The sequence below is a fragment of the Novosphingobium mangrovi genome (assembly GCF_022818885.1).
Classification (GTDB): domain Bacteria; phylum Pseudomonadota; class Alphaproteobacteria; order Sphingomonadales; family Sphingomonadaceae; genus Novosphingobium; species Novosphingobium mangrovi.
Map to the genome: position 1 here is coordinate 45,860 of NZ_JALHAT010000006.1, position 24,489 is coordinate 70,348.

The 24,489-nt window shown below is 66.4% G+C and carries 19 protein-coding genes; 11 read left to right on the forward strand and 8 right to left on the reverse strand.

Going from position 1 to position 24,489, the window contains the following annotated elements; translation table 11 throughout:
• Nucleotides 1–38 precede the first annotated feature (38 nt).
• The gene (locus tag MTR65_RS06205) at nt 39–656 is read left to right on the forward strand and encodes a hypothetical protein (protein ID WP_052322114.1); all 618 of its coding nucleotides are present in this window, start codon (nt 39–41) and stop codon (nt 654–656) included.
• Between the two features lie 167 nt (nt 657–823).
• Here the strand turns inward: MTR65_RS06205 and trmB are convergent, their stop codons facing one another.
• Nucleotides 824–1,543 (reverse strand): tRNA (guanine(46)-N(7))-methyltransferase TrmB, encoded by a 720-nt coding sequence (gene trmB / locus MTR65_RS06210; RefSeq protein ID WP_226637949.1) that lies wholly within the window; start codon nt 1,541–1,543, stop codon nt 824–826.
• A 378-nt stretch (nt 1,544–1,921) separates the two neighbouring features.
• Here trmB and MTR65_RS06215 point away from each other — a divergent pair, with 378 nt between their 5' ends.
• Together MTR65_RS06215 and MTR65_RS06220 are read left to right on the forward strand one after the other, a co-directional pair.
• Nucleotides 1,922–2,311 (forward strand): CidA/LrgA family protein, encoded by a 390-nt coding sequence (locus MTR65_RS06215; protein ID WP_243798222.1) that lies wholly within the window; start codon nt 1,922–1,924, stop codon nt 2,309–2,311.
• Nucleotides 2,308–3,009 (forward strand): LrgB family protein, encoded by a 702-nt coding sequence (locus MTR65_RS06220; protein WP_243798224.1) that lies wholly within the window; start codon nt 2,308–2,310, stop codon nt 3,007–3,009. Before MTR65_RS06215 ends, MTR65_RS06220 begins: the two co-directional genes overlap by 4 nt.
• An 82-nt stretch (nt 3,010–3,091) precedes the next feature.
• Here MTR65_RS06220 and ctrA read toward each other — a convergent pair whose 3' ends face one another.
• The 3 genes from ctrA to MTR65_RS06235 all read right to left on the reverse strand — a co-directional run bounded on the left by ctrA (nt 3,092) and on the right by MTR65_RS06235 (nt 5,590).
• Nucleotides 3,092–3,787, reverse strand: a complete 696-nt coding sequence (gene ctrA / locus MTR65_RS06225; protein WP_148627068.1) for a response regulator transcription factor CtrA — start codon at nt 3,785–3,787, stop codon at nt 3,092–3,094.
• 218 nt (nt 3,788–4,005) lie between these two features.
• Nucleotides 4,006–5,385 (reverse strand): putative O-glycosylation ligase, exosortase A system-associated, encoded by a 1,380-nt coding sequence (locus MTR65_RS06230; RefSeq protein ID WP_243798227.1) that lies wholly within the window; start codon nt 5,383–5,385, stop codon nt 4,006–4,008.
• A complete protein-coding gene (locus MTR65_RS06235; RefSeq protein ID WP_243798230.1) occupies nt 5,378–5,590 on the reverse strand; it encodes a hypothetical protein in 213 nt (70 codons plus the stop codon). Before MTR65_RS06235 ends, MTR65_RS06230 begins: the two co-directional genes overlap by 8 nt.
• A 66-nt stretch (nt 5,591–5,656) precedes the next feature.
• Between MTR65_RS06235 and MTR65_RS06240 the strand changes: the two genes are divergently transcribed.
• The 5 genes from MTR65_RS06240 (at nt 5,657) to MTR65_RS06260 (ending at nt 17,415) form a co-directional block, all read left to right on the forward strand.
• Nucleotides 5,657–6,913 (forward strand): TIGR04063 family PEP-CTERM/XrtA system glycosyltransferase, encoded by a 1,257-nt coding sequence (locus MTR65_RS06240; protein WP_243798233.1) that lies wholly within the window; start codon nt 5,657–5,659, stop codon nt 6,911–6,913.
• Nucleotides 6,914–6,968: 55 nt separating this feature from the next.
• A complete protein-coding gene (locus MTR65_RS06245; RefSeq protein ID WP_243798235.1) occupies nt 6,969–8,972 on the forward strand; it encodes a hypothetical protein in 2,004 nt (667 codons plus the stop codon).
• Nucleotides 8,973–9,295: 323 nt separating this feature from the next.
• A complete protein-coding gene (gltB, locus tag MTR65_RS06250; protein ID WP_243798238.1) occupies nt 9,296–13,936 on the forward strand; it encodes a glutamate synthase large subunit in 4,641 nt (1,546 codons plus the stop codon).
• A gap of 21 nt (nt 13,937–13,957) precedes the next feature.
• Nucleotides 13,958–15,391: a glutamate synthase subunit beta gene (locus MTR65_RS06255; RefSeq protein ID WP_243798241.1), complete on the forward strand. Its 1,434-nt coding sequence runs from the start codon at nt 13,958–13,960 to the stop codon at nt 15,389–15,391.
• Between the two features lie 146 nt (nt 15,392–15,537).
• Complete coding sequence (locus MTR65_RS06260) at nt 15,538–17,415, forward strand: methyl-accepting chemotaxis protein (protein ID WP_243798244.1); 1,878 nt, start codon at nt 15,538–15,540, stop codon at nt 17,413–17,415.
• Nucleotides 17,416–17,566: 151 nt separating this feature from the next.
• Here MTR65_RS06260 and MTR65_RS06265 read toward each other — a convergent pair whose 3' ends face one another.
• Entirely contained in the window at nt 17,567–19,111 is a 1,545-nt protein-coding gene (locus tag MTR65_RS06265; protein ID WP_243798247.1) for a catalase, read from the reverse strand.
• A 100-nt stretch (nt 19,112–19,211) separates the two neighbouring features.
• Nucleotides 19,212–19,928 (reverse strand): uracil-DNA glycosylase, encoded by a 717-nt coding sequence (gene ung, locus MTR65_RS06270; RefSeq protein WP_243798250.1) that lies wholly within the window; start codon nt 19,926–19,928, stop codon nt 19,212–19,214.
• A gap of 83 nt (nt 19,929–20,011) precedes the next feature.
• Here ung and MTR65_RS06275 point away from each other — a divergent pair, with 83 nt between their 5' ends.
• Genes MTR65_RS06275 through MTR65_RS06285 form a run of 3 tightly spaced genes read left to right on the forward strand, consistent with a single transcriptional unit; the run spans nt 20,012 to nt 21,825 of the window.
• On the forward strand, nt 20,012–20,635 hold the full coding sequence (locus tag MTR65_RS06275; protein ID WP_213499809.1) for a ribonuclease D: 624 nt from the start codon (nt 20,012–20,014) through the stop codon (nt 20,633–20,635).
• 21 nt (nt 20,636–20,656) lie between these two features.
• Entirely contained in the window at nt 20,657–21,307 is a 651-nt protein-coding gene (locus tag MTR65_RS06280) for an LPS export ABC transporter periplasmic protein LptC (RefSeq protein WP_243798253.1), read from the forward strand.
• Nucleotides 21,304–21,825: an LptA/OstA family protein gene (locus MTR65_RS06285; protein WP_226637981.1), complete on the forward strand. Its 522-nt coding sequence runs from the start codon at nt 21,304–21,306 to the stop codon at nt 21,823–21,825. Before MTR65_RS06280 ends, MTR65_RS06285 begins: the two co-directional genes overlap by 4 nt.
• A gap of 86 nt (nt 21,826–21,911) precedes the next feature.
• On the opposite strand, the gene MTR65_RS06290 is transcribed toward MTR65_RS06285, so the two are convergent.
• Both MTR65_RS06290 and holA read right to left on the reverse strand, forming a co-directional pair.
• Entirely contained in the window at nt 21,912–23,312 is a 1,401-nt protein-coding gene (locus MTR65_RS06290; RefSeq protein WP_268739280.1) for a sugar transferase, read from the reverse strand.
• Nucleotides 23,313–23,433: 121 nt separating this feature from the next.
• Nucleotides 23,434–24,489 (reverse strand): DNA polymerase III subunit delta, encoded by a 1,056-nt coding sequence (gene holA / locus MTR65_RS06295; protein WP_243798258.1) that lies wholly within the window; start codon nt 24,487–24,489, stop codon nt 23,434–23,436.

Here is a 24,489-nt window from a genome sequence, read left to right on the forward strand (position 1 = left end):
CGGCACCGGGCCGCAGCATGGAATCAAGGAGGCGCCCCGTGTGGCAATGGTTTACCGGGAACACGCAGGTCGTCAGCGTGGCCCTCAGCTTTGCCATGCTGATCGTCTGGGTGATCTACCTGCAGCTGCTGCTGGTCCAGTTTCGGGGCACCAAGCGCTCGACGATCCTCATCACCCGCGCCGCGGGCCGGGGCATGCGCAGCCGCTGCCTGGTCACCAACATGAGCAGCCAGCCGCTCTACGTCTCCAGTCTCATCGCGACAGTGCACGTGCGCGGGCGCCAGATCGAACTGGCGCTTACGGACCTGCGCGAACTGCCTGGGGACCTTGGCGAAGACCCGCGCTCGATCATGGGCCAGGGCAGCCTTGCAACCGGCCAGTTCATGAACATCGGCCACTTCGATGACATCGTGCGCACCCTGCTCGACGCCAACGAGGAAACCGACGTGCAGGAAGAGGAAGTCGACCAGTTCGACCTCACCGTGGTTGCGCTCTACGCGCTGGAGGACCTGCCCGTGGGCGCGACGCGCAGCTTCCACTTTGAACGCAACGTGCCCAAGGGCCCGCGCGTCCAGCCGCTCAGCATCGCCACCGACCAGATCCGCCAGCGCCGCCGCCGCCGCGATCTGCTGAACAAGGTGCAGCAGTACCTCTGAAGCGGTACAAGCATAAGCAGGAAGACATTTTTCAAGGGGTCATCACTCCTTGACCCCAAAACGGGCGACCTCACCATTCTCAGGCCACGTGGCGCGAGAACCCTGAGGTCGACAGTTCGGGGAGCCCGAGGGCGATGGCCCTCGGAACCATTTTTCCGTTCTTCCGCTCAGCCCTTGCGGCGGTAGCGGAAGTACCAGACCTCGTGCTTGTAGACCGCGCGGGCCTTGGCCTCGTAGCGCGTTTCGGGCCAGCCGCCCGGGCGCTTCTGGAAATCGAGGGGCTTGTCGCAGAGCCATTCGAACTGGTCGGTGTGGCGCTGCATGACCATCAGCGCATGGCGCAGGTAGATGGCGTGATCGGTGCCGAAGCGAAACTCGCCACCGGGCTTCAGCTTGGCCGCGAACATGTCCACCGGACCATCGTTCATCATGCGCCGCTTGGCGTGGCGCGCCTTGGGCCAGGGATCGGGGTGCAGCAGGTAAAGGAACGAGAGCGAACCGTCGGGAATGCGTGCGAGGACCTCGAGCGCGTCTCCATGGTGGATGCGCACATTGCCGAGCGGCGGATGCGCGCCGTTGTCGCCCGCAACGTGCATCAGCGCCTGCGCGACACCGTTGATGAAGGGCTCGGCGCCGATGAAACCGTGGCCGGGCAGCATGTCGGCGCGCGCGGCCATGTGCTCGCCGCCGCCAAAGCCGATCTCGAAATGGAGCGGGCGATCATCGCCAAACAGCCCCTCGGCCGTGATCGGCCCGTCCTCGGGCATCGCAATCTTGGGCAGGAGGTTGTCGACGAGGCCCTGCTGGCCCGCACGCAGGGGCTTGCCCTTGGAGCGGCCATAGAGGCGGTTGAGAGTCGTGGGATCGCCGGGTTTGTGCGCAGTCATGGGCCGCGGCACTGGCAGGCAAGCGCGTGCGGGTCAATATTGCACGTGGTGGGCTGGGCAGCAGGGCCTCTCTTTCCCGGTGCAGGGCGGTTGACCGAAGAGATGAAGAAGGAAGTCCTGATTCAAGGGGTTATTACCCCTTGACCCCAGAACGGGCGACCTCACCCGTCTCGGCCAGGGCCGCGCGAGAAAGGTGCGCTGGACAGTTTGGGGAGCCCGAGGGCGATAGCCCTCGGAATCATCTTTCCATCCTTGTCCGCACATGGCTTCGTTCCTTGAAACCACGCAAAGGACGAATTGCACGCACGCCCCGGCCCGGCCATACCCCCTCCCAGGCAGGGCGAACCACCCGCCCCCAACAGGACCGGACCTTTCACCATGCTCGCCGCCATCTTCCTCCTTCTTGCCTGCCAGCTCATCGGAGAGGCGCTGCACCGGATCACCGGGCTGGCGCTTCCCGGTTCGGTGATCGGCATGGTGCTACTGCTGGGCTGGCTGGCGCTGGTGCGGCGCGAGCGGCCCACGCTGGGCGCTGTCAGTGGGTGGCTGACCGCGCATCTCTCGATCATGTTCGTGCCCGCCGCGGTCGGCCTCATGCAGGAAGGTCCCGCCCTTGCCCGCTATGGGCTGGGGCTTGCGCTGGCGACCGGGGTTTCGACCTTGCTGACCATCGCCGTCACCGCGCTGGTGTTCCGCTGGGCGCTTCGCCGCTTTACCCCCGAGGAGGTCGGCAAGCGCCCCGTACAGCCTGCGGAGCGTGGGGCATGAGTGCGCTGACGGGTCTTCTCGCCACCCCGCTCCTGTGGCTGGCCGCGACGCTGGGTGTCTTCGAGATCTTCGAGCGCCTTTCGCAGCGCTCGGGACGCCATCCGCTGTGCCACCCGGTGCTCTGGACCACGCCGGTGCTGATCGCGCTGCTCTGGGCCACGGGGACCTCCTATGCCGACTACCAGGCCGACACCTTTCTCCTCAGCTTCCTGCTTGGCCCGGCCGTGGTTGGCCTTGCGGTCCCGATCTGGGCGCAGCGTGAGCGCATTGCCCGCCTTGCTGTCCCGATTGTCCTGTCCCTCGCGGCCGGTGCGGTCACCTCGATCGTAAGCGCGGTCGGGATTCTCTCCCTGTTCGGAGCGCCTGCGGACATCCTTGCCTCGATCGCGCCCCGCGCGACCACGACGCCCGTGTCCATGGCCATTGCCCAGCAGCTGGGCGGCGTGCCGGCGCTGGCGGCCTGCATCGTCCTGTTCGCCGGTATCGTGGGGGCGATGACGGCCACCCCGCTCCTCAACGCGATGAAGTTCGACGATTACCGCCCGCGCGGCTTTGCCCTTGGCGTTTCCGCGCACGGTTTCGGAGCCGCGCGCGCGTTCCAGGTCAGCGAGACCGCAGGCGCCTTTGCGAGCCTGGGCATGGCGCTCAACGCGGTGATGACGGCGGCCCTGCTTTCACTGCTCGCAATATTCCTTTGAGCCGGTGCGAATCGAAACGGCCGGCAATTCCATCAAGGAACGCCGGCCGTTTGCGAATCGGTCAGATCGGGGCGCAGGGCGCTCAGGCGACTTCCTGCAGTTCATCCGGATCGCGCAGGACGTAGCCGCGACCCCAGACGGTCTCGATGTAGTTGGCCCCGCCGCAGGCGTGGCTGAGCTTCTTGCGCAGCTTGCAGATGAAGACGTCGATGATCTTCAGCTCGGGCTCGTCCATGCCGCCATAGAGGTGGTTCAGGAACATTTCCTTGGTCAGCGTGGTGCCCTTGCGCAGGCTGAGCAGCTCCAGCATCGCGTATTCCTTGCCGGTCAGGTGCACGCGCGCGCCATCGACTTCAACGGTCTTGGCATCCAAGTTGACGACCAGCTTGCCGGTGCGGATGACCGACTGCGAATGCCCCTTGGAACGGCGCACAACCGCATGAATACGCGCGATAAGTTCTTCGCGGTGGAAGGGCTTGGTGACGTAGTCGTCGGCGCCGAAGCCGAACGAGCGGACCTTGGAATCCATTTCCGCGATGCCCGAGAGGATGAGCACCGGGGTCTGCACCTTGGCCACGCGCAGCTTCTTGAGCACGTCGTACCCGTGCATGTCGGGCAGATTGAGGTCGAGCAGGATGATGTCGTAATCGTACAACTTGCCCAGATCGAGGCCTTCCTCGCCCAGGTCCGTCGAGTAGATATTGAACCCTTCTGCCGTGAGCATCAGCTCGATCGCACGTGCAGTGGTGGGTTCGTCCTCGATCAACAGAACTCGCATTGGGTGATCCCCTTGTTGCCCTTATTTGCCGACCCTATCGGCTCCCGGTGTAGACTGCGGTAACCGCTTCGCAACGGACCTTGCCGAGAATTAACCATAGGTGGGATGAAGGTTAAAGGTTAATTTGCCGTAAATGCGGAAGCGAAGTGCAGACTATGGAAAGATTCTTAGTCGTGCCACCGCACATCCCCACGGTAACCAAAACGGCGATGTGCCCTTCAGGTTAAGGGGCGCACCTTCATTTTCCTTTCCACGCGCGCACGGGGCTTCGCGCGGTCGCCCTTCACCTGTGGTGTACCGACCCGCGCAAGATAGCTCCACAGGCCACACTGCAGACCGATCACCATGAGAATGAAGGGCTGGAAGGCGATGCCCACGAAAAGGGAGCCGACGAGGTAGGACACCTGCGAGAGCTGGAGCGCATTGGCAAGCGGGGCCACCCAGGCCACCTCGGGCGCGCTTTGCGTGCGGTAACGGCGGCGCAGAGCCTCCATCTGCCACAGCCCCGAGGCCTGGAGCAGCAACCACAGGAACAGGCCGGGATAGCCCTGCTCCCCCAGCATCTCGAAGTAGCTGGAATGGTAGGCCCGGCCTTTCTCGACCACGTGCTCGCGGCGCACCGTCGTGAGCTCGCCCGTGGTCTCACGCACGACCGTGTCGTACTCGACCCGGCTCGAAAGGTAGGCCTCGAAACCGCCGCCGAGCGGGTTCTCCCGCGCGTAGTCCCAGGTCCATTTCCACACCCCCAGCCGCGTGCCGGCCGACTGGTCGGCCTCGTGGTTCTCGATCGTGTTCATGCGCGCGACGAAAGACTGGGGCAGGAAGGGAATCGCGGCAAAGGCAGCCAGCGTCATGCCCGCAAGGATCAGGACGCGGTGGCGCGCAGTGCGCAGATAGAGGATGCATAGGGCCGCAAGGCAGACGAGGCCGGTGCGCGCCTGCGTGCCCACAGGGATCAGGCAGCAGGCGAAGATGAGCGCCACCGCGAAAGTCCAGACCCGCCAGTCGGAGGGAAAAATCGTCGAATGGCGCGCCAGCCACAGGATGATCGGGATGATCGCGATGGCCACGCACGAGAGGATCGAGCCTTCGTAGAGCCCTGTGTTGTTCTCCACGAAGATGCGCAAGGTGCCATAGCCGCCTCCGCCGAGCGCGGTCTTGATCCCTCCGTCGATGATGAGCGCGCTGGCCGCCAGCACCATCACCAGCGCGGCCGCCTCGATCCGCAGGCGCGTGCGCAAGGTGAGCGGGAGGAAGATCGCAAAGACCAGCGCCTTCCACACCCAGCCCCATTTCTCGAGCGCGGGCAGCGGATAGTCCGCGCGCAGCGTGGTCATCGCGCAGTAGGCAAGGAGCGCCAGCATCACCCCCTGGCGCCAGGTGAAGCGCGTCCCCTCCTTCCCGTCGAGCGCCAGCCACCCCCCAAAGGCCGCAACGAAGGCAATCAGCGAGGTCGGGATGACCGAGAGGAAACCCCAGGAAATGATCTGGGGTGCCACGATGTCGATGTAGAGATAGCACAGCACCCACAGGAACGGGCGGCGCAGCCCGGCCAGCAGAAGCGCGACAAAAAAGCCGGTGAAGGCGAGGTTAAGCACCGGGCGCTCCCGGAGGCGGCGTGTGCGCATCCTCTTCGGACTGCGGTTCGGCAACAAGGCCGGGAACGCGCATCCCCTGCCCACGCGGGGCACGGCGCGGCGCTGGGGGCTCGCCCTCGCGGTCGAGATCGGGCCGCTGCAAGAGGCGCCACACGGCCAGCGCGATCAGGCCGTGGGAGAGGGCAAGGGCAAAGATGTCGACCATCGCAAAACCTGCTAAGGCGCCGGGGTTGACGCCGCGTTAAGCGTTGTCCTGTAGCAAACGAGCGCCATGAGCACACGCCCGCCCCGCATCCTGCACGTGCTGGACCATTCGCTGCCGCTGCAAAGTGGCTACACCTTTCGCACCCGCGCGATCCTGAAGGCGCAGCAGGCGATGGGCTACGAGGTACGCGGCGTCACGGGGCTGCGCCACAAGGCCGAGACATCTCCCGCTGACACGGCCCCTGAAGAGACCGATGGCCTGCTCTTCCACCGCACCCCCGGAACCGCCAAGGGCCCGCCCGTCTGGCGCGAGGCGCGTGAGGTCGCCCGCTTCCACACCGGGATCGAGGCCGCGATCTCGGCCTGGCGCCCGGACATCCTCCACGCCCATTCGCCCGCGCTGTGCGGCGCAGCGGCGCTGCGGGCCGCCCGGCGCCACGCGATCCCCCTCGTCTACGAGATCCGGGCCTTCTGGGAAGACGCCGCGGTGGGCAACGGCACAGGTAGCGAAGGCTCGCTCAAGTACCGGCTGACCCGCGGCCTTGAGAACCACGTCGTCGCGCGCGCCGATGCGGTGGTGACGATCTGCGAGGGCCTGCGCGCCGACCTTGCCGGGCGCGGCGTGCCCGCCGACAAGATCACGGTCATGCCCAACGGCGTGGATCTCGACCTTTTCGGGACGCCTGCGCGGCGCGACGAGGCGCTTGCCCAGACGCTCGGCTTCCAGCGCGCGGACGGGCGCCCCTGCCCGGTCATCGGTTTCATCGGCAGTTTCTACGATTACGAGGGCCTCGACGACCTCATCGCGGCCATGCCCGCCCTGCTCGCCCGTGAGCCCGACGCGCGCCTGCTGCTGGTCGGCGGAGGCCCGCGCGCCGAGGCGCTTGCCAAACAGGCCAAAGAGTCTCCGGCTGCCCACGCGATCCGCTTTGTGGGCCGCGTTCCCCACGCCGAGGTCGAACGCTACTACGCGCTGTGCGATGTCATGGCCTATCCGCGCAAGCGCAGCCGGCTCACCGATCTCGTCACCCCGCTCAAGCCCTTGGAAGCCATGGCCCAGGGCAAGATCGTCGCGGCCAGTGACGTGGGCGGACATCGCGAACTGGTCACCCATGGCGAGACCGGCGTGCTCTTTGCGCCCGATGATCCACAGGATCTCGCGCACACGCTTGCCGAACTGCTTGGCGCGCGCGATAGTTGGGAACGCCTACGCGCAGCGGGCATTGCCCATGTGCGCAGCGCGCACGACTGGTCCGCCAATGCCAGGCGTTATCAAGACGTTTACCAAATGCTGTCACCTGTGGTGGCGCAACATGGGCACTAGAACGCGATCGGTTCCGCGATTCCCGGCCCGATAATCACTCCTGGGGGTGTGCGACGTGGCCGATAAGATGCGCAAGACCAAGGGCGGAAAGCCGCCGATCAGCCAGCATCCGATCTTCCCCGCCATCATCGCGCTGTGGTGCGGCGCGCTGGCCGGGCTGTGCAGCATCGCGCTGCGCCCCGCCGTGGTCGAGCAGGCGATTCTCGCCACCGGCCTCGACACGCTCGTGCCCATGGCCGCTCCGCCGCTGGGGGCCACCTTCCGCATCGCCCTTGCCCTTGCCATGACCGGGATCGGTGCCCTCCTCGGCGGGTTCCTGGCCCTGCGCATCGTGCGCCCGCGCCCGTCCGCCCGCGCCCGTGCAGATCGCACCGAGATGGCTCGGGACGAGGCCCCGGCCTCTGTGCCTGCCGCTGAACGCGCCCCTGCGGGCCGTCGCCGGGCGCTGGCCAACATGGAACTGGAAGCCGCGAGCGCCCAGGAAGCGAGCGCGGAGACCGCCGAGGCGCAGGAAAGTACTGCGCTCGAGACCGCCGCGCCCTTCGCGCAGCCCGAGACGGCCGCTGCACCTGCATCTGCCGAGGCGCTCCCTGAAACGACCGAACGAGGCGAAATTGCCGAGGGCATCCTCGACATGCGCGAGTTCGATCTCGACGCCTATCTCGACAGCGCGCAGGCCCCCGCAGACGAGCCGGACGCGATGCCCGCGCCAAGCGAAGCCAAAGCCCCGGATGCGCCTGTCGTTCCGGAGGACAACGTGGCCCCGTCGCGCCCCATCCCACCCGAAGCGCAGGTCTTCCGGACAAGCGCACCCTCCGCCTCCGCGCCCGACGCCGAGGTACCTGCCGCCCCCGGCCAGCGCCTGTTCGATGCCTATTCGCAGGCAATCGCCGCCAGGACCGCGGCTCCCGGTTTCTCGCTGCTCCCGCACAAGGATGAAGAGAGCGCCGAAAGCGCACTGATCTGGGACGATACCCCGGACATGTCCGAGCCCACTGCGACGGAGGAGCCCCGCAGCGCCGAAACCGCTCCGTCCGACGCGCCCGAAGTGCTGCCCTTCGCCGCGGCGGCCATGGCCGAGTTCACCGCAGGCGCAGGCACAGCCCCGCGCAGCGGCGCGGAACGCATCGCCGCACGCGAACTCGATGAACTCTCGCCGATCGAACTGCTCGAGCGCCTCGCTCTGGCCATGACGCGCCGCCGCGAGACCGAGGCGCGGGACGCGGCCCAGGAGACCCCGGAGGAACCGACCTCGGCGTCGTCCACGAGCGAACCAGCCATCCCGGAGCCCTATTCGCCGGAAACTGCCGCCGAGGCGCCGCCGATTCCGACGCCATCGGCCGAAGAGGAGGCGACACCCCCGCAGGTTGAGGCTCCCGAGCCGACCCCGGTCGCTCTGGCCCGCGGCCCCTTCGCCGCGCCAATCTCCGAAGCCACCAGCGGACCTGCCTCGCACGAGGCTGCGCAGACAACTGCCGAAGACGCCCCAGCCGCGAAGCCGGTCCTGCCCGCCGCCATGCGCGGAATCGACTTTGATGCGTTCGAGGACGAGGACGACGAGGCGCTGCCGGACTACATCCCGGCCCGCCACATCCGCGCGCCCGCGCCCCCGTCCGCAGCGTCCCCGCTCTCGGCCCCTTTCGCCGCGCCCGCCGGTCTTGCGCCCGCAGAGCCCGAGGAAAACGACGCCGAGGAAGAAAGCGTGCTCGAACAGGGTTACTCCTCGCTTCTGGGCCTTTCGCGCCCGGCCGAGGACGCGCCGTCCTTCGTGCGCGTCGAGGAACCCGAGGCACACGACGAGATCGAACCGGTGGTGATCTTCCCGGGCGAAGAGGCGCGCAGTCAGGTTGCCCGCACATCGAGCGAGGCAACGCGTCCCTTCGATGCGACCCCAGCCGGAGGGTCCGAGCCCCTGGCCTTCCCGCGCCAACTGCAGGCCGATGCCTCCCATGCGCAGCCTCGCCCCTTCGATGCTCCGCCGCGCGAAGACGCGGAAGAGACCGAGAAGGCCCTGCGCGCAGCCCTCGCCACGCTCCAGCGGATGAGCGGCGCCGCCTGATCGCGCCACCTCATCGCGGGGCCCACGAACGCAATCGCCTGCCTTCCGTCCCCCGAAGCGGGTTCCGCTCCACGGACACTTGCATCACCAAACCATTGCGACAGTTCTCAAACGCCGATTCTTGATAACAAAATGGCCTAGAATCGGCGTCAATTGGAATTTTTCATCCGTCGAGGCCCGAAGTCGGTTGCAAAACCGGCCCTCAATCTGCATGGGGACCGTGGGGTCACTATGTCGCTCAAGAGCGGCGCTCGATTCGTGCGCGCTGCGCGGGCGAAGCGGGTTTTGCGACCCCTGACAAAATGACAGGATGGGTATTATCGATGGGATTTCCTAAGCCCCAGGGCCTTTATGATGCGCGAAATGAACATGACTCCTGCGGTGTGGGCTTCGTAGCCCATATCAAGGGTGAGAAATCGCACGCCATTATTACCCAGGCTCTGGAGATTCTGAAAAACATCGACCACCGCGGCGCCGTGGGGGCGGACCCGCTGCTGGGCGATGGTGCGGGCATTCTCACGCAGATTCCCGATCAGCTTTTCCGCAAGTGGGCCGAGGCCAATGGCCATGAGCTGCCGCAGCCGGGCGACTACGCCGTTGCGATGTGCTTCCTGCCCCGCGACGAGGCTTCGCGCGACTTCGTGGTCACGAAGTTCGAAAAGTTCATTGCCAAGGAAGGCCAGCGCCTCGTGGGCTGGCGTGACGTGCCGGTCACGCTCGACGGCCTGGGCAAGGCCGTGCTCGAATCGATGCCGGTGGTGCGCCAGTGCGTGATCGCGCGCGACGGTGACTGCGCCGACCAGGACGCGTTCGAGCGCAAGCTGCTGGTGATCCGCAAGCAGACGCAGAACCCGCTGCACGACCTTGCCGAGAAGAACGACATGCCCGGCCTGACCGAGCTCTACATGCCGAGCTTCTCGAGCCGCACGATCGTCTACAAGGGCCTGCTGCTGGCAACCCAGGTCGGCTCGTTCTACGATGACCTGCGCGACCCGGACTTCGTCTCGGCGCTTGGCCTCGTACACCAGCGCTTCTCGACCAACACCTTCCCGAGCTGGCGCCTCGCGCACCCCTACCGCTTCATGGCCCACAACGGTGAGATCAACACCGTGCGCGGCAACGTGAACTGGATGAACGCGCGCCGCCGCACCATGGAAAGCGACCTCCTGGGCGCGGACCTCGACAAGATGTGGCCGATCATCCCGCACGGCCAGTCGGACACCGCGTGCCTCGACAACGCCTTCGAACTGCTGCTTGCGGGCGGCTACTCGCTGGTCCACGCGATGATGATCCTCATCCCGGAAGCCTGGGCCGGCAACCCGCTGATGGACGCCAAGCGCCGCGCCTTCTACGAATACCACGCCGCGCTGATGGAGCCCTGGGACGGTCCGGCCGCCGTGGCCTTCACCGATGGTCGCCAGATCGGCGCCACCCTCGACCGCAACGGCCTGCGCCCCGCGCGCTTCCTTGTCACCGACGATGACCTGTGCGTCATGGCCTCGGAAAGCGGCGTCCTGCCGATCGCCGAGGAGCGCATCGTGCGCAAGTGGCGCCTCCAGCCCGGCCGCATGCTGCTGATCGACTTCGCGGAAGGTCGCATCATCGAGGACGAGGAAATCAAGTCCAAGCTCTCGGAGGAGGAACCCTACGAGAAGTGGCTCGACAAGGCGCAGTACAAGCTCGCCGACCTCGACGTGATCGAGCCCGAACTGGCCGAGATCCCCGCGCCCACCGGCACGCTGCTCGATCGCCAGCAGGCCTTCGGCTACACGCAGGAAGACACCCAGCGCTTCCTCGAGCCGATGGCCATGAACGGCGATGATCCGATCGGCTCGATGGGCACCGACACGCCGATCCCGGTCCTGTCGAACAAGGCCCGCCTGCTCTACGACTACTTCAAGCAGAACTTCGCGCAGGTCACCAACCCGCCGATCGACCCGATCCGCGAGGAACTGGTCATGAGCCTCGTCTCGATGATCGGTCCGCGCCCGAACCTGCTGGGCCACGATGCCGGGACCCACAAGCGTCTCGAAGTCAGCCAGCCGATCCTGACCGACAAGGGTCTGGCCAAGATCCGCTCGGTGGAAGCCGCCCTTGACGGCGCCTTCCGCACCGAGACCATCGACATGACCTGGGACGCGGCAAGCGGCGCGGCCGGCCTCGAGATGGCGATCAAGGAAATGTGCTGGGCGGCGACCGAAGCCGTGCTCGCGGACAAGAACATCCTGATCCTGTCCGACCGTGCTCAGGGCCCGGACCGCATCCCGATGCCCGCGCTGCTGGCGACCGCAGCGGTGCACCACCACCTCGTGCGCCAGGGCCTGCGCATGCAGACCGGCCTTGTCATCGAGACCGGTGAAGCCCGCGAAGTCCAGCACTTCTGCGCGCTTGCCGGCTACGGCGCCGAAGCGATCAACCCCTACCTCGCCTTCGAGACGATCGAAGAGATGCGGGTCCGCAAGAAGCTGCCGATCTCGGCAGACGATGCCGCCAAGAACTACGTCTATGCCGTGGGCAAGGGCATCCGCAAGGTGATGTCCAAGATGGGCATCTCGACCTACCAGTCGTACTGCGGCGCGCAGATCTTCGACGCGGTCGGCCTCTCGAGCGAGTTCATCGAGACCTACTTCGCAGGCACCGCGACGACCATCGAAGGCGCCGGCCTTGCCGAAATCGCCGAAGAAACCGTGCGTCGCCACGCCGAAGCCTATGGCGACAACCCGATCTACGCGGGCATGCTCGACGTGGGCGGCATTTACGGCTCGCGCGTGCGCGGCGAAGACCACGCCTGGACCAGCGACAACATCGGCAACCTCCAGCACGCGGTGCGCGGCAATGTGCCCGCCAAGTACAAGGAGTTCGCCGAGAGCATCAACGACCAGTCGGCCCGCATGCTGACCATCCGCGGCCTGCTCGACTTCAAGGTGGCCGACACGGCCATCCCCATCGAGGAAGTCGAACCCGCCAGCGAGATCGTGAAGCGTTTCGCCACCGGCGCGATGAGCTACGGCTCAATCTCGTGGGAGGCGCACACCACGCTGGCGCTCGCCATGAACCGTATCGGCGGCAAGTCGAACACCGGTGAAGGCGGCGAGGATCCCAAGCGCTTCAAGCCGCTGGAAAACGGCGACACGATGCGTTCCTCGATCAAGCAGGTTGCCTCGGGCCGCTTCGGCGTCACCACCGAGTACCTCGTCAACGCCGACGACATCCAGATCAAGATGGCGCAGGGCGCAAAGCCCGGCGAAGGCGGCCAGCTGCCCGGCCACAAGGTCGACAAGGTGATCGGCAAGACCCGTCACTCGACCCCGGGCGTGGGCCTCATCTCGCCGCCGCCGCACCACGACATCTACTCGATCGAGGACCTTGCGCAGCTCATTCACGATCTCAAGAACGTGAACCCGACGAGCCGCGTTTCGGTCAAGCTCGTCTCCGAAGTGGGCGTGGGTACGGTTGCCGCGGGTGTCTCGAAGGCCCGTGCGGACCACATCACCGTCTCGGGCTACGAGGGCGGCACCGGCGCTTCGCCGCTGACCTCGCTGACCCACGCGGGCTCCCCCTGGGAAATCGGCCTTGCCGAGACCCAGCAGACGCTGATCCTCAACAACCTGCGCAGCCGCGTCGCTGTCCAGGCGGACGGCGGCCTGCGTACGGGCCGTGACGTGGCGGTTGCCGCGCTCCTGGGCGCCGACGAGTTCGGCTTTGCAACGGCTCCGCTGATCGCGGCCGGCTGCATCATGATGCGCAAGTGCCACCTCAACACCTGCCCGGTCGGCGTGGCCACGCAGAACCCGGTTCTGCGCGCCCGCTTCACCGGCCAGCCCGAGCACGTGATCAACTACTTCTTCTTCGTCGCCGAGGAACTGCGCGCGATCATGGCACAGCTTGGCTTCCGCACGGTCGCCGAGATGGTCGGCCGCGTCGACAAGCTCGACATGAAGAAGGCGATCACCCACTGGAAGGCCAAGGGCGTCGACCTTTCCCGCATCCTCTACCAGGCACCGCTGGGCGACAGCCCCTCGCTGAACTGGTCGGAGCGCCAGGACCACGGCCTCGAGAACGCGCTCGACAACGAGCTCATCGCGGCTGCGGCCCCGGCCCTGGAGAACGGCGAGGCCGTGCGCATCGAAAAGCCGGTGATCAACGTCAACCGTACCGTGGGCGCGATGCTCTCGGGTGAGGTGGCGCGTCGCTACGGCCATGAAGGCCTGCCCGACAACACCATCAACATCCAGCTGACCGGCGTTGCTGGCCAGAGCTTCGCGGCCTGGCTCGGCCACGGCGTGACGCTCGACCTCGTCGGCGATGCCAACGACTACGTCGGCAAGGGCCTCTCGGGTGGCCGCGTGATCGTGCGCCAGCCGGACAACGTGAAGCGCGTTCCCACCGAGAACATCATCGTCGGCAACACCGTGCTTTACGGCGCGGTCTCGGGCGAGGCGTTCTTCAACGGCGTGGGCGGCGAGCGTTTCGCAGTCCGCAACTCGGGCGCGATCGCGGTTGTCGAAGGCTGCGGCGATCACGGCTGTGAGTACATGACCGGCGGCGTGGTGATGGTGCTGGGCAAGACCGGACGCAACTTTGCAGCCGGCATGTCGGGCGGCATCGCCTACGTCTACGACGAGGAAGGCCGCTTCAAGGACCTCGCCAACACCGCCATGGTGGATCTCGAAAGCGTCTCGGCGACCCCGGACGAGGACGAGGGCACCGGCCGTCCGCAGCAGCGCACGGTCAGCGTCAATGACCTAGGCATGGGCGACATGCTGCGTCACGACGCCGAGCGCATCCGCGTCCTGCTGGAACGCCACAAGCTGCACACCGGCTCGAGCCGGGCCAGCGAACTCCTCGACAACTTCGAGGATGCGCTGGGCAAGTTCGTCAAGGTGATGCCGCGCGACTACGCCAAGGCGCTCAAGATGCTCGAAGCCGAGCGTCTCGAAGCCGCCACGGTCGCGGCGGAATAAGTTCGAAGGAATATAGAAGACATGGGCAAGGAAACCGGCTTTCTCGAGCTTGACCGCCAGGACCGTACGTACGGACCCGTCGACGAGCGTCTGAAGAACTACAAGGAGTTCGTGGTCCCCCTTTCGGCGGAAACGCTGAAGGGGCAGGCCTCGCGCTGCATGAACTGCGGCGTGCCGCACTGCCACACCGGCTGTCCGGTGAACAACATCATCCCCGACTGGAACCACCTGGTCTACGAGGACGACTTCCGCAACGCGCTGCAGGTCCTCCACTCGACCAACAACTTCCCCGAGTTCACCGGCCGCATCTGCCCCGCTCCGTGCGAGGCAGCCTGCACGCTGAACCTCATCGACGAACCCGTCACGATCAAGTCGATCGAGTGCGCGATCGTCGACAAGGGCTGGTCGGAAGGCTGGATCACGCCGAAGATTCCCGAGGCGAAGACCGGCAAGTCGGTGGCGGTCGTGGGTTCGGGCCCGGCGGGCCTCGCCTGCGCCCAGCAGCTGGCGCGCGCGGGCCACTCGGTCACCGTGTTCGAGAAGAACGACCGCGTGGGCGGGCTGATGCGCTACGGCATCCCCGACTTCAAGATGGAGAAGCACCTCATCAACCGCCGCGCCGCGCAGATGGAGGCCGAAGGCGTGACCTTCCGCACCTCCACCGAAGTGGGCGTGAACGTCTCGGTGAGCTCGCTCAAGGACAACTACGACGCGATCGTCTTTGCCGGCGGCGCCGAGGATGCGCGCAAGCTGCAGATCCCGGGCGCCGAACTGCCCGGCGTGCGCCTCGCCATGGAGTTCCTCACCCAGCAGAACAAGCGCAACGCGGGCGACGATGAACTGCGCGCCGCGCCGCGCGGCTCGCTCACCGCGACCGGCAAGAACGTCATCGTCATCGGCGGCGGCGACACCGGTTCGGACTGCGTGGGCACCTCCAACCGCCAGGGCGCCAAGTCGGTGACCCAGCTCGAGATCATGCCCAAGCCCCCGGTCCACGAGGACAAGGGCATGTCCTGGCCGTTCTGGCCCCTGAAGCTGCGCACCTCGAGCAGCCACGAGGAAGGTGCGGACCGCGAATGGGCCGTGCTGACCAAGCGCGTCGTGGGCGACAACGACGTCAAGGGCCTCGAATGCGTCCGCGTCGAGTGGAAGGACGGCAAGATGGTCGAGGTCGAGGGCAGCGAGTTCACGCTCGAAGCCGATCTCATCCTTCTCGCCATGGGCTTCGTGGGCCCCAAGAAGGCCGGCATGCTCGACCAGGCCGCCGTTGAGCTCGACGCGCGCGGCAACGTCAAGGCCGACACCCAGGTCTACCAGACCTCGGACGAGCAGATCTGGGCCTGCGGCGACATGCGCCGTGGCCAGAGCCTCGTCGTCTGGGCCATCCGCGAAGGCCGCCAGTGCGCGCGCGCCGTCGACGAGGCCCTGATGGGTGCGAGCGAACTGCCGCGCTGAGACAGGCCGACACGGCCTGTAAGAGACAAAGGGGCGTCCGCAGGGGCGCCCCTTTTTTCATGGCCTTGCGAAGGCCTTGCGCGCGCCCACTCCAACGCAGTGGCATCTTGCCGCTTCCTGCCCGCCTCCCCCGCAAAGTCGCCTAGGTGCGCCTTGGCGCCCATTTCACCGTGCGCCGTTACCTCATCTTCCCGGCAGCCCGGCCACGGGCCGCCTGCAAGGACGCGCGTCTGTATGCGCATAAGGGATGGAGCGAGACGGTGATCAAGGACCAGACCCGGAAGGCCGGACGCGGGCTCACCGCGCTCGTGGCGCTCGCCGTGCTGCTGACCGGCCTTGCCGTCTACATGATCCGCTTCGGCGGTCCGATCGAGCGCAAGCATGCCCTCCAGAACGAGATGCTGGCCGACATCCTGCCGCCGCCCGCCTTCGTCGTCGAACCCTACCTTCAGGTCACGCAGGCGACCGCCAACCCGGGCAACGCCCCGCTCGTCCTTGAAGAGCTGGCGCGTCTCGAAGGCGAATTCCGCGAACGCCAGGCCTATTGGCAGGAGAACGAGGTGCCCCCCGAAGTGCGCGACCAGCTGGCCCGCGTGATTCGGGTGGCCGACCACTTCTGGCGCATTGTCGACGGCAAGTTCGCCAAGGCCGCCAAGGGCCGCGACCGGGATGCCATGTACTGGATCCAGGTGCGAGAGCTCTCCCCCATCTACGACCGCCAGCGCCAGGAAGTGCTCAAGCTCGTCGCCCTCTCCCGCGCCTTCACCACGGCCGAGATGCGCACCGACACCTGGATCACCGCCGCCTGCCTGCTGGCCAGCGCTCTCATCGCGCTGCTGCTGGCGGGCGCCATCCCCTACGCCGCCCGGCTGATCGACCGTAGGATCGTCACCCCGCTGGAGAACGCCAGCCGCAGCTTCGGCCACCTCGCCTCGGGCGACTTCGACATCGTCATTGACGGCACCGAGCGGCGCGACGAGTTCGGCACGATGGCCCGCTCGATGGATGTCTTCCGCCGCGCCGGGATCGAAAAGGCCAGCGCGGACGAGGAGCAGCGGCGCGTGGTCGAGAATGTCTCGGTCGGCCTCCACAAGCTCGCGGCCAAGGACCTCGAATACCGCATCACCGAGCCCTTCCCGGAAAGCTACGAGGCGCTGCGCACGAACTTCAACGAGGCCGTGACCGCCCTTTGCAAGGCCATGGGCACCGTGCGCGTCGGCGCCTCCAGCGTGATGAACGCGATCTCAGAAATCCGCGCAGGGTCCGATGACCTTGCCCAGCGCAACCAGCAGCAGGCCGCGAGCCTGGAGGAGACCGCTGCGGCCATGGCGCAGGTGACCGACCGCATCCGCGAATCGGCAGGAACCGCCGCTCAGGCGCAAGAAGCCATCACCACCGCCCATGATGAGGCCAGCGAGGGCGGCGAGGTCGTGCGCGCGGCCGTCTCCGCGATGTCTGCCATCGAGGCGTCCGCGCGCGAGATCTCGACCATCATCGACCTCATCGACGGCATCGCCTTCCAGACCAATCTCCTGGCCCTCAACGCCGGGGTCGAAGCCGCACGCGCGGGCGATGCGGGCAAGGGATTCGCGGTCGTCGCCAACGAGGTGCGCGACCTCGCCCAGCGCTCCGCCGACGCCGCCCACCAGATCAAGGAGCTCATCACCAAGAGCAGCGCGCAAGTGGAAGGCGGCGTCGAGCTGGTCGGCGAAACTGGCTCCCGGCTCGAGGCGATCCTGGCGCAAGTGGGCGAACTGCGCAGCTTCATCGAGCAGATGGCCACCTCTGCGCGCCAGCAGGCAAGCGACCTCGACCAGGTCAACACCTCGGTCGGCGAAATGGACCGCATGACCCAGCAGAACGCGGCCATGGTCGAGGAAACCACCGCCGCGACCCGGAGCCTGGAAAGCGAGGCGCGCGGTCTCAGCGAACTCATGTCGGGTTTCCGCACCCGTATGCGCGAGGCGCGCCCTGAGATCGCAGGACAGGGCGAACCCTTGCGGCGGACCAGCGCGGTGGCCTGAGCCGCAGGCAAGAAAGAGAAATCCGAGGGCCATCGCCCTCGGGCTCCCAAAACGGGCAAGCTCACCTTTGTCGCGCAGCCTTGGACGAGAAAGGTGACCTCACCCGTTTAGGGGTCAAGGGGCGATGGCCCCTTGAAATTAGACGTCCTGCTTACTCCGCGTGTGCCTTCACGGTGTCGGGCGCCGTATTCACCTCTTCGGCGTCGGTCGCGGTTTCGCTCGTGATCGGCACCGCGTTCACGTCGCTGTCGAGTTCCTCACAGGCCTTGCGCACGCCCGCCGCGTAGTCGGGGTGGACCTTCTCCAGAACCGCGAACCAGCGCTCCTTCACGCCCTTCGAGCACGGCCCCATGGCCTGCGCGTAGTTGGTGTAGAGGCGCTGCTTCTGTTCGTCCGTGAACATCTCATAGAGCGCGCGCGGCTGCGTAAAGTCGTCCATCTCCTGCGGGTTGCCATAGCGATCCATGTCGCCATCGATGCGCAGCGGCGGCTCCTGCGCGCCCGCATCGGCAACCGGGCCCTCGTACTGGTTGGGCTCGTAGTAGGCGTCCGGGTTGCCGAAGTCGTTGGTGAAGAAGCGCATCGCGCCGTCCTTGTGATAATGATTCACCTTGGCGGCCTTGGCGGCGTTGGCGGGCAGCGCTTCGTAGTGCGTGCCCAGGCGGTAGCGGTGCGCATCGGCATAGGAGAACACGCGCGCCTGCAGCATCTTGTCGGGCGAGAAGGAGATACCCGGCACGATGTTCGAAGGGCTGAACGCTGCGTTCTCGACCATCTGGAAGTAGTTGTCCGGGTTCTTGTTCATCTCCAGGACGCCCACCTCGATCAGCGGGTAATCGCCGTGGGGCCAGACCTTGGTCAGGTCGAAGGGGTTGTAGGGCGTCTTGAGCGCGTCCTCCTCCGGCATGACCTGGATGTAGAGCGTCCACTTGGGATACTCGCCCTTTTCGACCGCGTTGTAGAGGTCCTCTTGGTAGGATTCGCGCGTCTTGCCGATCAGCTTCTCGGCCTCGGCGTTGGTGTAGAACTTGTGGCCCTGCTGGGTTTTGAAATGGAACTTGACCCAGAAGCGCTCGCCATCTGCGTTCCACATCGAGAAGGTGTGGCTGCCATAGCCGTTCATGTGCATCGGGTTCTTGGGGATGCCGCGGTCCGACATCAGGATCGTCACCTGGTGCACGCATTCGGGCTGGGCGGCCCAGAAGTCGAACATGGCCTCGGGGCTGCGCAGGTTGGTGCGCGGATGGCGCTTCTGCGTGTGGATGAAGTCGGGGAACTTGTAGGCATCGCGCACAAAGAAGACGGGCGTATTGTTGCCCACCATGTCCCAGTTGCCCTCCTCGGTGTAGAACTTGAGGGAGAAACCGCGCACGTCGCGCTCGGCATCGGCCGCGCCCGCCTCGCCCGCGACGGTCGACCAGCGCGAAAGCACCTCGGTCTCCTTGCCCACCTCGGAAAACATCTTCGCGCAGGTGTACTTCGTGATGTCCTTGGTCACCGTGAAAGTGCCCTGCAGGCCCCAGCCCTTGGCGTGGACGGTGCGCTCGGGAATACGCTCGCGGTTCTGGTGGGCGAGCTTTTCCAGGAGCTGGTAGTCCTGCATCAGCACGGGCCCGCGCGTGCCTGCGGTCAGCGAGTTCTCGTTGGAGGGAACAGGGGCACCGGCGCTGGTGGTCAGGGTGGGCTTGTCGGCCATGGATGGGTCCTCTCGGCGATTGGGGGTTCGCCAAAGAGAATGCGTCAGGCGCCCAAGTGGTTGCCGCAGGGCTTGCGATCAGCCTGATCGGCTGCGTCAATCAGACGCAGCCCCAATCGATCGGCTGACGGCCATTCTCTTTCAGGAAGGCGTTGGTACGGCTGAAATGCCCGCATCCCAGGAACCCGCGGTGCGCCGAGAGCGGACTGGGATGCGGCGCCTGCAGGATGAGGTGCTGGCTTTGCATCAGACCCGGAACCCGCTGCGCCTTCTTCTGCGCATGCGAACCCCACAGCAGGAACACGCACGGCTCGCGGCGCGCCGCAACGGCTGCCACGGCGGCATCGGTGATCGCCTCCCAGCCCCGCTTCTGGTGCGAACCGGCCTGCCCTGCCTCGACCGTCAGCGCGTTGTTGAGGAGCAGCACACCCTGGCGGGCCCAGCCTTCCAGATTGCCGTGCCCGGGCGCCGTCATGCCGCAGTCGCTGGCCAGTTCCTTGTAGATGTTGACCAGCGAGGGGGGCACGCGCACACCCTTCTGCACCGAGAAGGCCAGCCCGTGCGCCTGTCCCGGCCCGTGATAGGGGTCCTGCCCCAGGATCACGACCTTGACCGCATCGAGCGGGGTCAGTTCCAGCGCGCGCAGGCGGCTGCCGCGCGGGGGATAGATGGTCTTGCCGCTATTTTCCTCGGCGCGTAGCCAGGCGCCCAGGCGGCGGGCCTCGGGGGCTTCCAGCACCGGGGCAAGCGCGGCACGCCAGCTGTCCGGCACCGCCTCGGCGCCCTCGGCAGCGGTATGGCTTTCCGATCCGCTCATCGCAAATTTCCTCCGCGCCCGGCAACAAGGTGGGCTTGCGCCCATTGCGCAACCGACCGGCAATCCCTAAGCACTTTCGCATCATGGCTGTCTATCTCCACGAAGAAGATCTCCCCGAGGGCGTCCTGGCGCCGGGGCCCGTTGCCGTCGACACCGAGACGATGGGACTCATCACCCGCCGCGACCGCCTGTGCGTGGTCCAGATTTCCGATGGCGGAGGCGATGAGCATCTCGTCCGCTTCGCGCCGGGCAGCGACTATGCCGCGCCCAATCTGAAGGCGGTTCTGGCCGACCCGGCGCGTCTCAAGCTCTACCACTTCGCGCGCTTCGACCTCGCCGCGATGGAGCACTACATGGGCGTGATGGCTGCGCCTGTGTTCTGCACCAAGATCGCAAGCAAGCTGGTGCGCACCTACACCGACCGCCACGGCCTCAAGGACCTGGTGCGCGAACTGCTCGGCAAGGAAGTGTCCAAGCAGCAGCAGTCGAGCGACTGGGGCGCACCGGACCTGTCCGATCCGCAGAAGGAATACGCGGCCTCGGACGTGCGTCACCTCCACGCGATGCACACCATCCTGGTCGAGCGCCTCGCCCGCGAGGGCCGCACCGAAATGGCCCAGGCCTGCTTCGATTTCCTTCCCGCCCGCGCGCGTCTCGACCTCGCCGGGTGGCCCGACCACGACATTTTCAGCCACCAAGCGGCCTGACGCTGCAGGAACCACGCGCCCATGTCTGAGGAAGCCAGACAGATCCGCAACCGCCGCCGGCACCTGGCCGCGCCCGGCGGCTCGCACGACCGCCTGGTGGGTTTCCTGGTAAAGGGCCTACCCGCCGCGATCGGTGTGGTTGCCGCGGTGATGATCCTCGTGCCCCTCAGCCCGCGCGGCGAAGTCAGCTTCCTGCTTGACCGCAACAAGGTCGAGGTCACCGAAAACCGCCTCTCGGTCGACGATGCCGCCTACAGCGGCAAGGACGACCGGGGGCGCGCCTTCACCGTCACGGCCGGCACGGCCGTGCAGGAAAGCGCAGCCAGTCCCATCGTCGAGATGTTCGACCTCGCCGCCCAGCTTGCACTCAGCGACGGGCCCGGCAAGATCGTCGCCCCACGCGGGCGCTACAACTACGACGAGGACCTGCTCGACGTCGATGGACCTGTCGATTTCGCCGCGAGCGATGGCTACCACATGACCGCGAACAACGTCTCGGTCGATATCGCATCCAAGCTCGCCCATGGCTCGGGCGGAGTCGAAGGCCGGGTGCCCAGCGGCACCTTCAAGGCCGAGACCATGCAGGCCGACCTCGAAGCGCGCACCGTAACCCTTGAAGGCAATGCCAAGCTGCGGATGACCCCTGGCAGCAAGCTGGAGATACCCCAATGACGTCCGTTCGCCTGCCCTCCCTTGCGCTGCGTTCGGCCCTTGCCCTCGCGATCCTGGCAACAGGCGGCCTTGTCGCCTCCCAGCGGATCGGGGCGCAGGCCCTCGAAGGCCACAACACCGACGCACCGGTCGACTTCTCGGCCGACAAGATCGAACTGCAGGACCGCGAGGACCGCGTCGTGCTCACCGGCAATGTCGACATCCGCCAGGCCGGCCTGACGCTGAAAGCCGCGCGCACGGTGGTCAACTTCACCAACGCCGAGCGCCTCGAGGTCCAGCGCATCACCGCGACCGGCGGCGTACGCGTGACCCGGCGCGATGAAGTCGCCACGGGCGACGTGGCCGTCTACGACTTCAACAAGCGCATCATCACCATGGTCGGCAACGCCTCGCTCAAGCGCGGCAGCACCGACACGCTGCGCGGCGGGCGTTTCGTGGTCGACCTCAAGACCGGCGTCTCCTCGGCCTCCGGCGGACGCGTCAAGGGCACCTTCAACGTGCCCACCTCGTCCAACTGAGCCTGGCCGAACACGGCCACGAAAAAGCCCGCCCGGTCGAAGTGACCCGGCGGGCTTTTTCGTGCCTGGTCTGGCGCGCCGCGTGCTCAGAACGCGCGGTCGTGGACCAGAACGCGCAAGGTGAGGAAGATGATCTGCACATCGCGCATGATCGTCCAGCCTTCGAGGTATTCCAGGTCCGACTGGAGGCGGTTGACGAGATCCGATTCCTTGTCGGTCGCGCCGCGATAGCCGCGCACCTGGGCAAGGCCCGACAGGCCCGGCTTGAGGCTGTGGCGCTGCCAGTAGCGCAGGTCCACCTCCCAGAACAGCTTGTCGCCCGCCAGCGATCCCGTGGCGTGCGGGCGCGGGCCGACGAGGCTCATGTCGCCCAGAAGCACGTTGAAGAGCTGAGGCAGCTCGTCGATGCTGGTCTTGCGGATGAACTTGCCGACCGGGGTGATGCGCTGGTCGTTCTTCGAAGCTGACTGGTTGCCATCGGCATCGCACAAGGCCTCGGTCATCGAACGGAACTTGTACATGTTGAAGAAGCGGTTGCCGCGCCCCATGCGCCGCTGGACGAAGAGCACCGAGCCCCCGTCATAGAACTTCACGGCCAGCGCAATCACGATCAGAAGCGGCGAGAGCGCAAGGATGGCGCTGCCCGCAAAGGCAAGGTCGAACATGCGCTTGATCGCCCTCTCGCGAAGCCCCAGCGGCCCTGCCGAAACCAGGAGGAGACCATGCTGGCCCGAGACTCGGGCCCCCTGCGCGCCAAGCCGCACAACGACATCGTCAAGCACTTCACCATCGACGTTGGCGCCCTTGAGCATCATCGCCCATTCCGCGCGGCGCCCGACCGGACAGCTCACGATCACACGGTCGATATTGCGCAGAACCAGACCGAAGCGGTCAAGCGCATCGGGATCCTTGAGATCGGGACGCAGCCCCATCGCGGTGGCCGAAACGCGAATGGCCCCGGGGAAATCGACCTTGGGACCGCCATCGTCGATCACCAGTTCGTTGAGCACCTGGGCGCCGCAGCGCCAGCGGACGAGGGCCCGCATCTGACGGCGCGAAATGGCCATCAGGATCATCGCCGTGACCGAACCAAGGACAAAGGCCAGACGCGGCAATTCGCCGGAGGGACGGATAAGGAACTGCACGAAGACCGCGACGGCCACCGAAAGCGTCATCGCCATCATCGTGCGGGCGACCCCGGACCAGGCGTTGCGCAGCGTGGTGAGCGAATAGCTGCCGTTGTAGAGGGCCAGTGTCAGGAAGATGGGAAGGACCAGCTGTCCATAGACGAGCGCCCGCGCGAAGCCGACCTGGCCGTGAATCGCCCAGCCGATCACCGCGAAACCGATCGCGATCGCCAGCATGTCGCCGAGCATGATGCCCAGGTAACACTGCAAACGCCGCCGCACGAGAGCCGGCGCAACGGGGCTAACCCCTTGCTCCGGCGAAGTATTAAGCACGGCACGTGGCGCGAACGGCGCATTCATGGATTCGGCACTCCCGACAGCCAGCTTCACCTTGCCCTGCCCCCTGCGTTAGTTCGAAGACGGTAATGCTGCAGTGCAATACGTATAGTCCTCATGGCCCCCAAGTAGCAATCGAAAAACCTTAGACGGTTCTGCTTACGCGTTGTTTTGTAGATCCTATAGCCAATCGGGCAATTCGCACGAGACCATCAGCCAACAAGAGCTCTGAATCCTGACTATTGGACAAGAGATTCTGGTGCAGTGCAACAAGACGCGACACGAGACGGTCGAGACGCGGGCCGCGCCAGACCCGCAATTGCTGCGCCAGCGCCGGCTTGTCTTTCCAGAATACACGACGCGCCTTGGCTTCGGCTTCGAGCAGGGCCCCGACATCGCCGTTGGCTCCCAGTTGCGCGTTGAGCGCGGCGAGCTGGGCCACACGCCGCTCCAGCGCCAGCAACAGACCCACCGGATTGATCTGCAGGTCATGCATGCGCTTGAGTTCGGAGGCGAGGAGCTCGCGCTTACCCCCCAGGATCGTATCGACGAGCGGACCGAAGGCATCGTCCTCGGTCGAGGCACCAATGGCATCGAGAGCCTCCATCGTCACCGCCTGCGGCGCCTCGGGCACGGCATCAAGATAGAGCGCCAGCTTCTCGACTTCCGAGCGCGCAAGGCGCGTGTCGAGCCCTGCCGCACGCGCAATGCGCTGGGCAACTTCGCTCCCCATCTTGAGTCCCGCGCCGTTGGCCAATGTGCGCACCGTGGCAGTCACCGAGGCGAGATCGGGCGGGTAGAACATGCCCACCAACGCATCGCCGCGCCCGGCCAGCAGCTTGGCCGTGCGCGACTTGTCGGTCGCGCCGGTCGCCACGATCAGGACCGGGCACCCCTCGACCTCGTTCTCGATCAGGGTCTTGACCGCATCGTGCGCCTCGTCGCCCTGCGCGCGCACGTAGATGTGGCGAGTGCCGCCGAACAGCGAGGTCGAGCGGGCCTCATCGCCCAGGCGCACCGGATCGCGGCGCAGCTCCGCCCCGCTCATCTCGATACGTTCGCCCGGGTCGTCCAGGAGCGAGACGATCTTCGCGGCCGCATCGCTCGCGCCCGATTCGTCGGGCCCACACAGGAAGAACAGCCGGGCCTCACGCGCGACCCGGGCCGCAACCGAGGCGAAGTCCTTCTGGGTGGCCTTCAC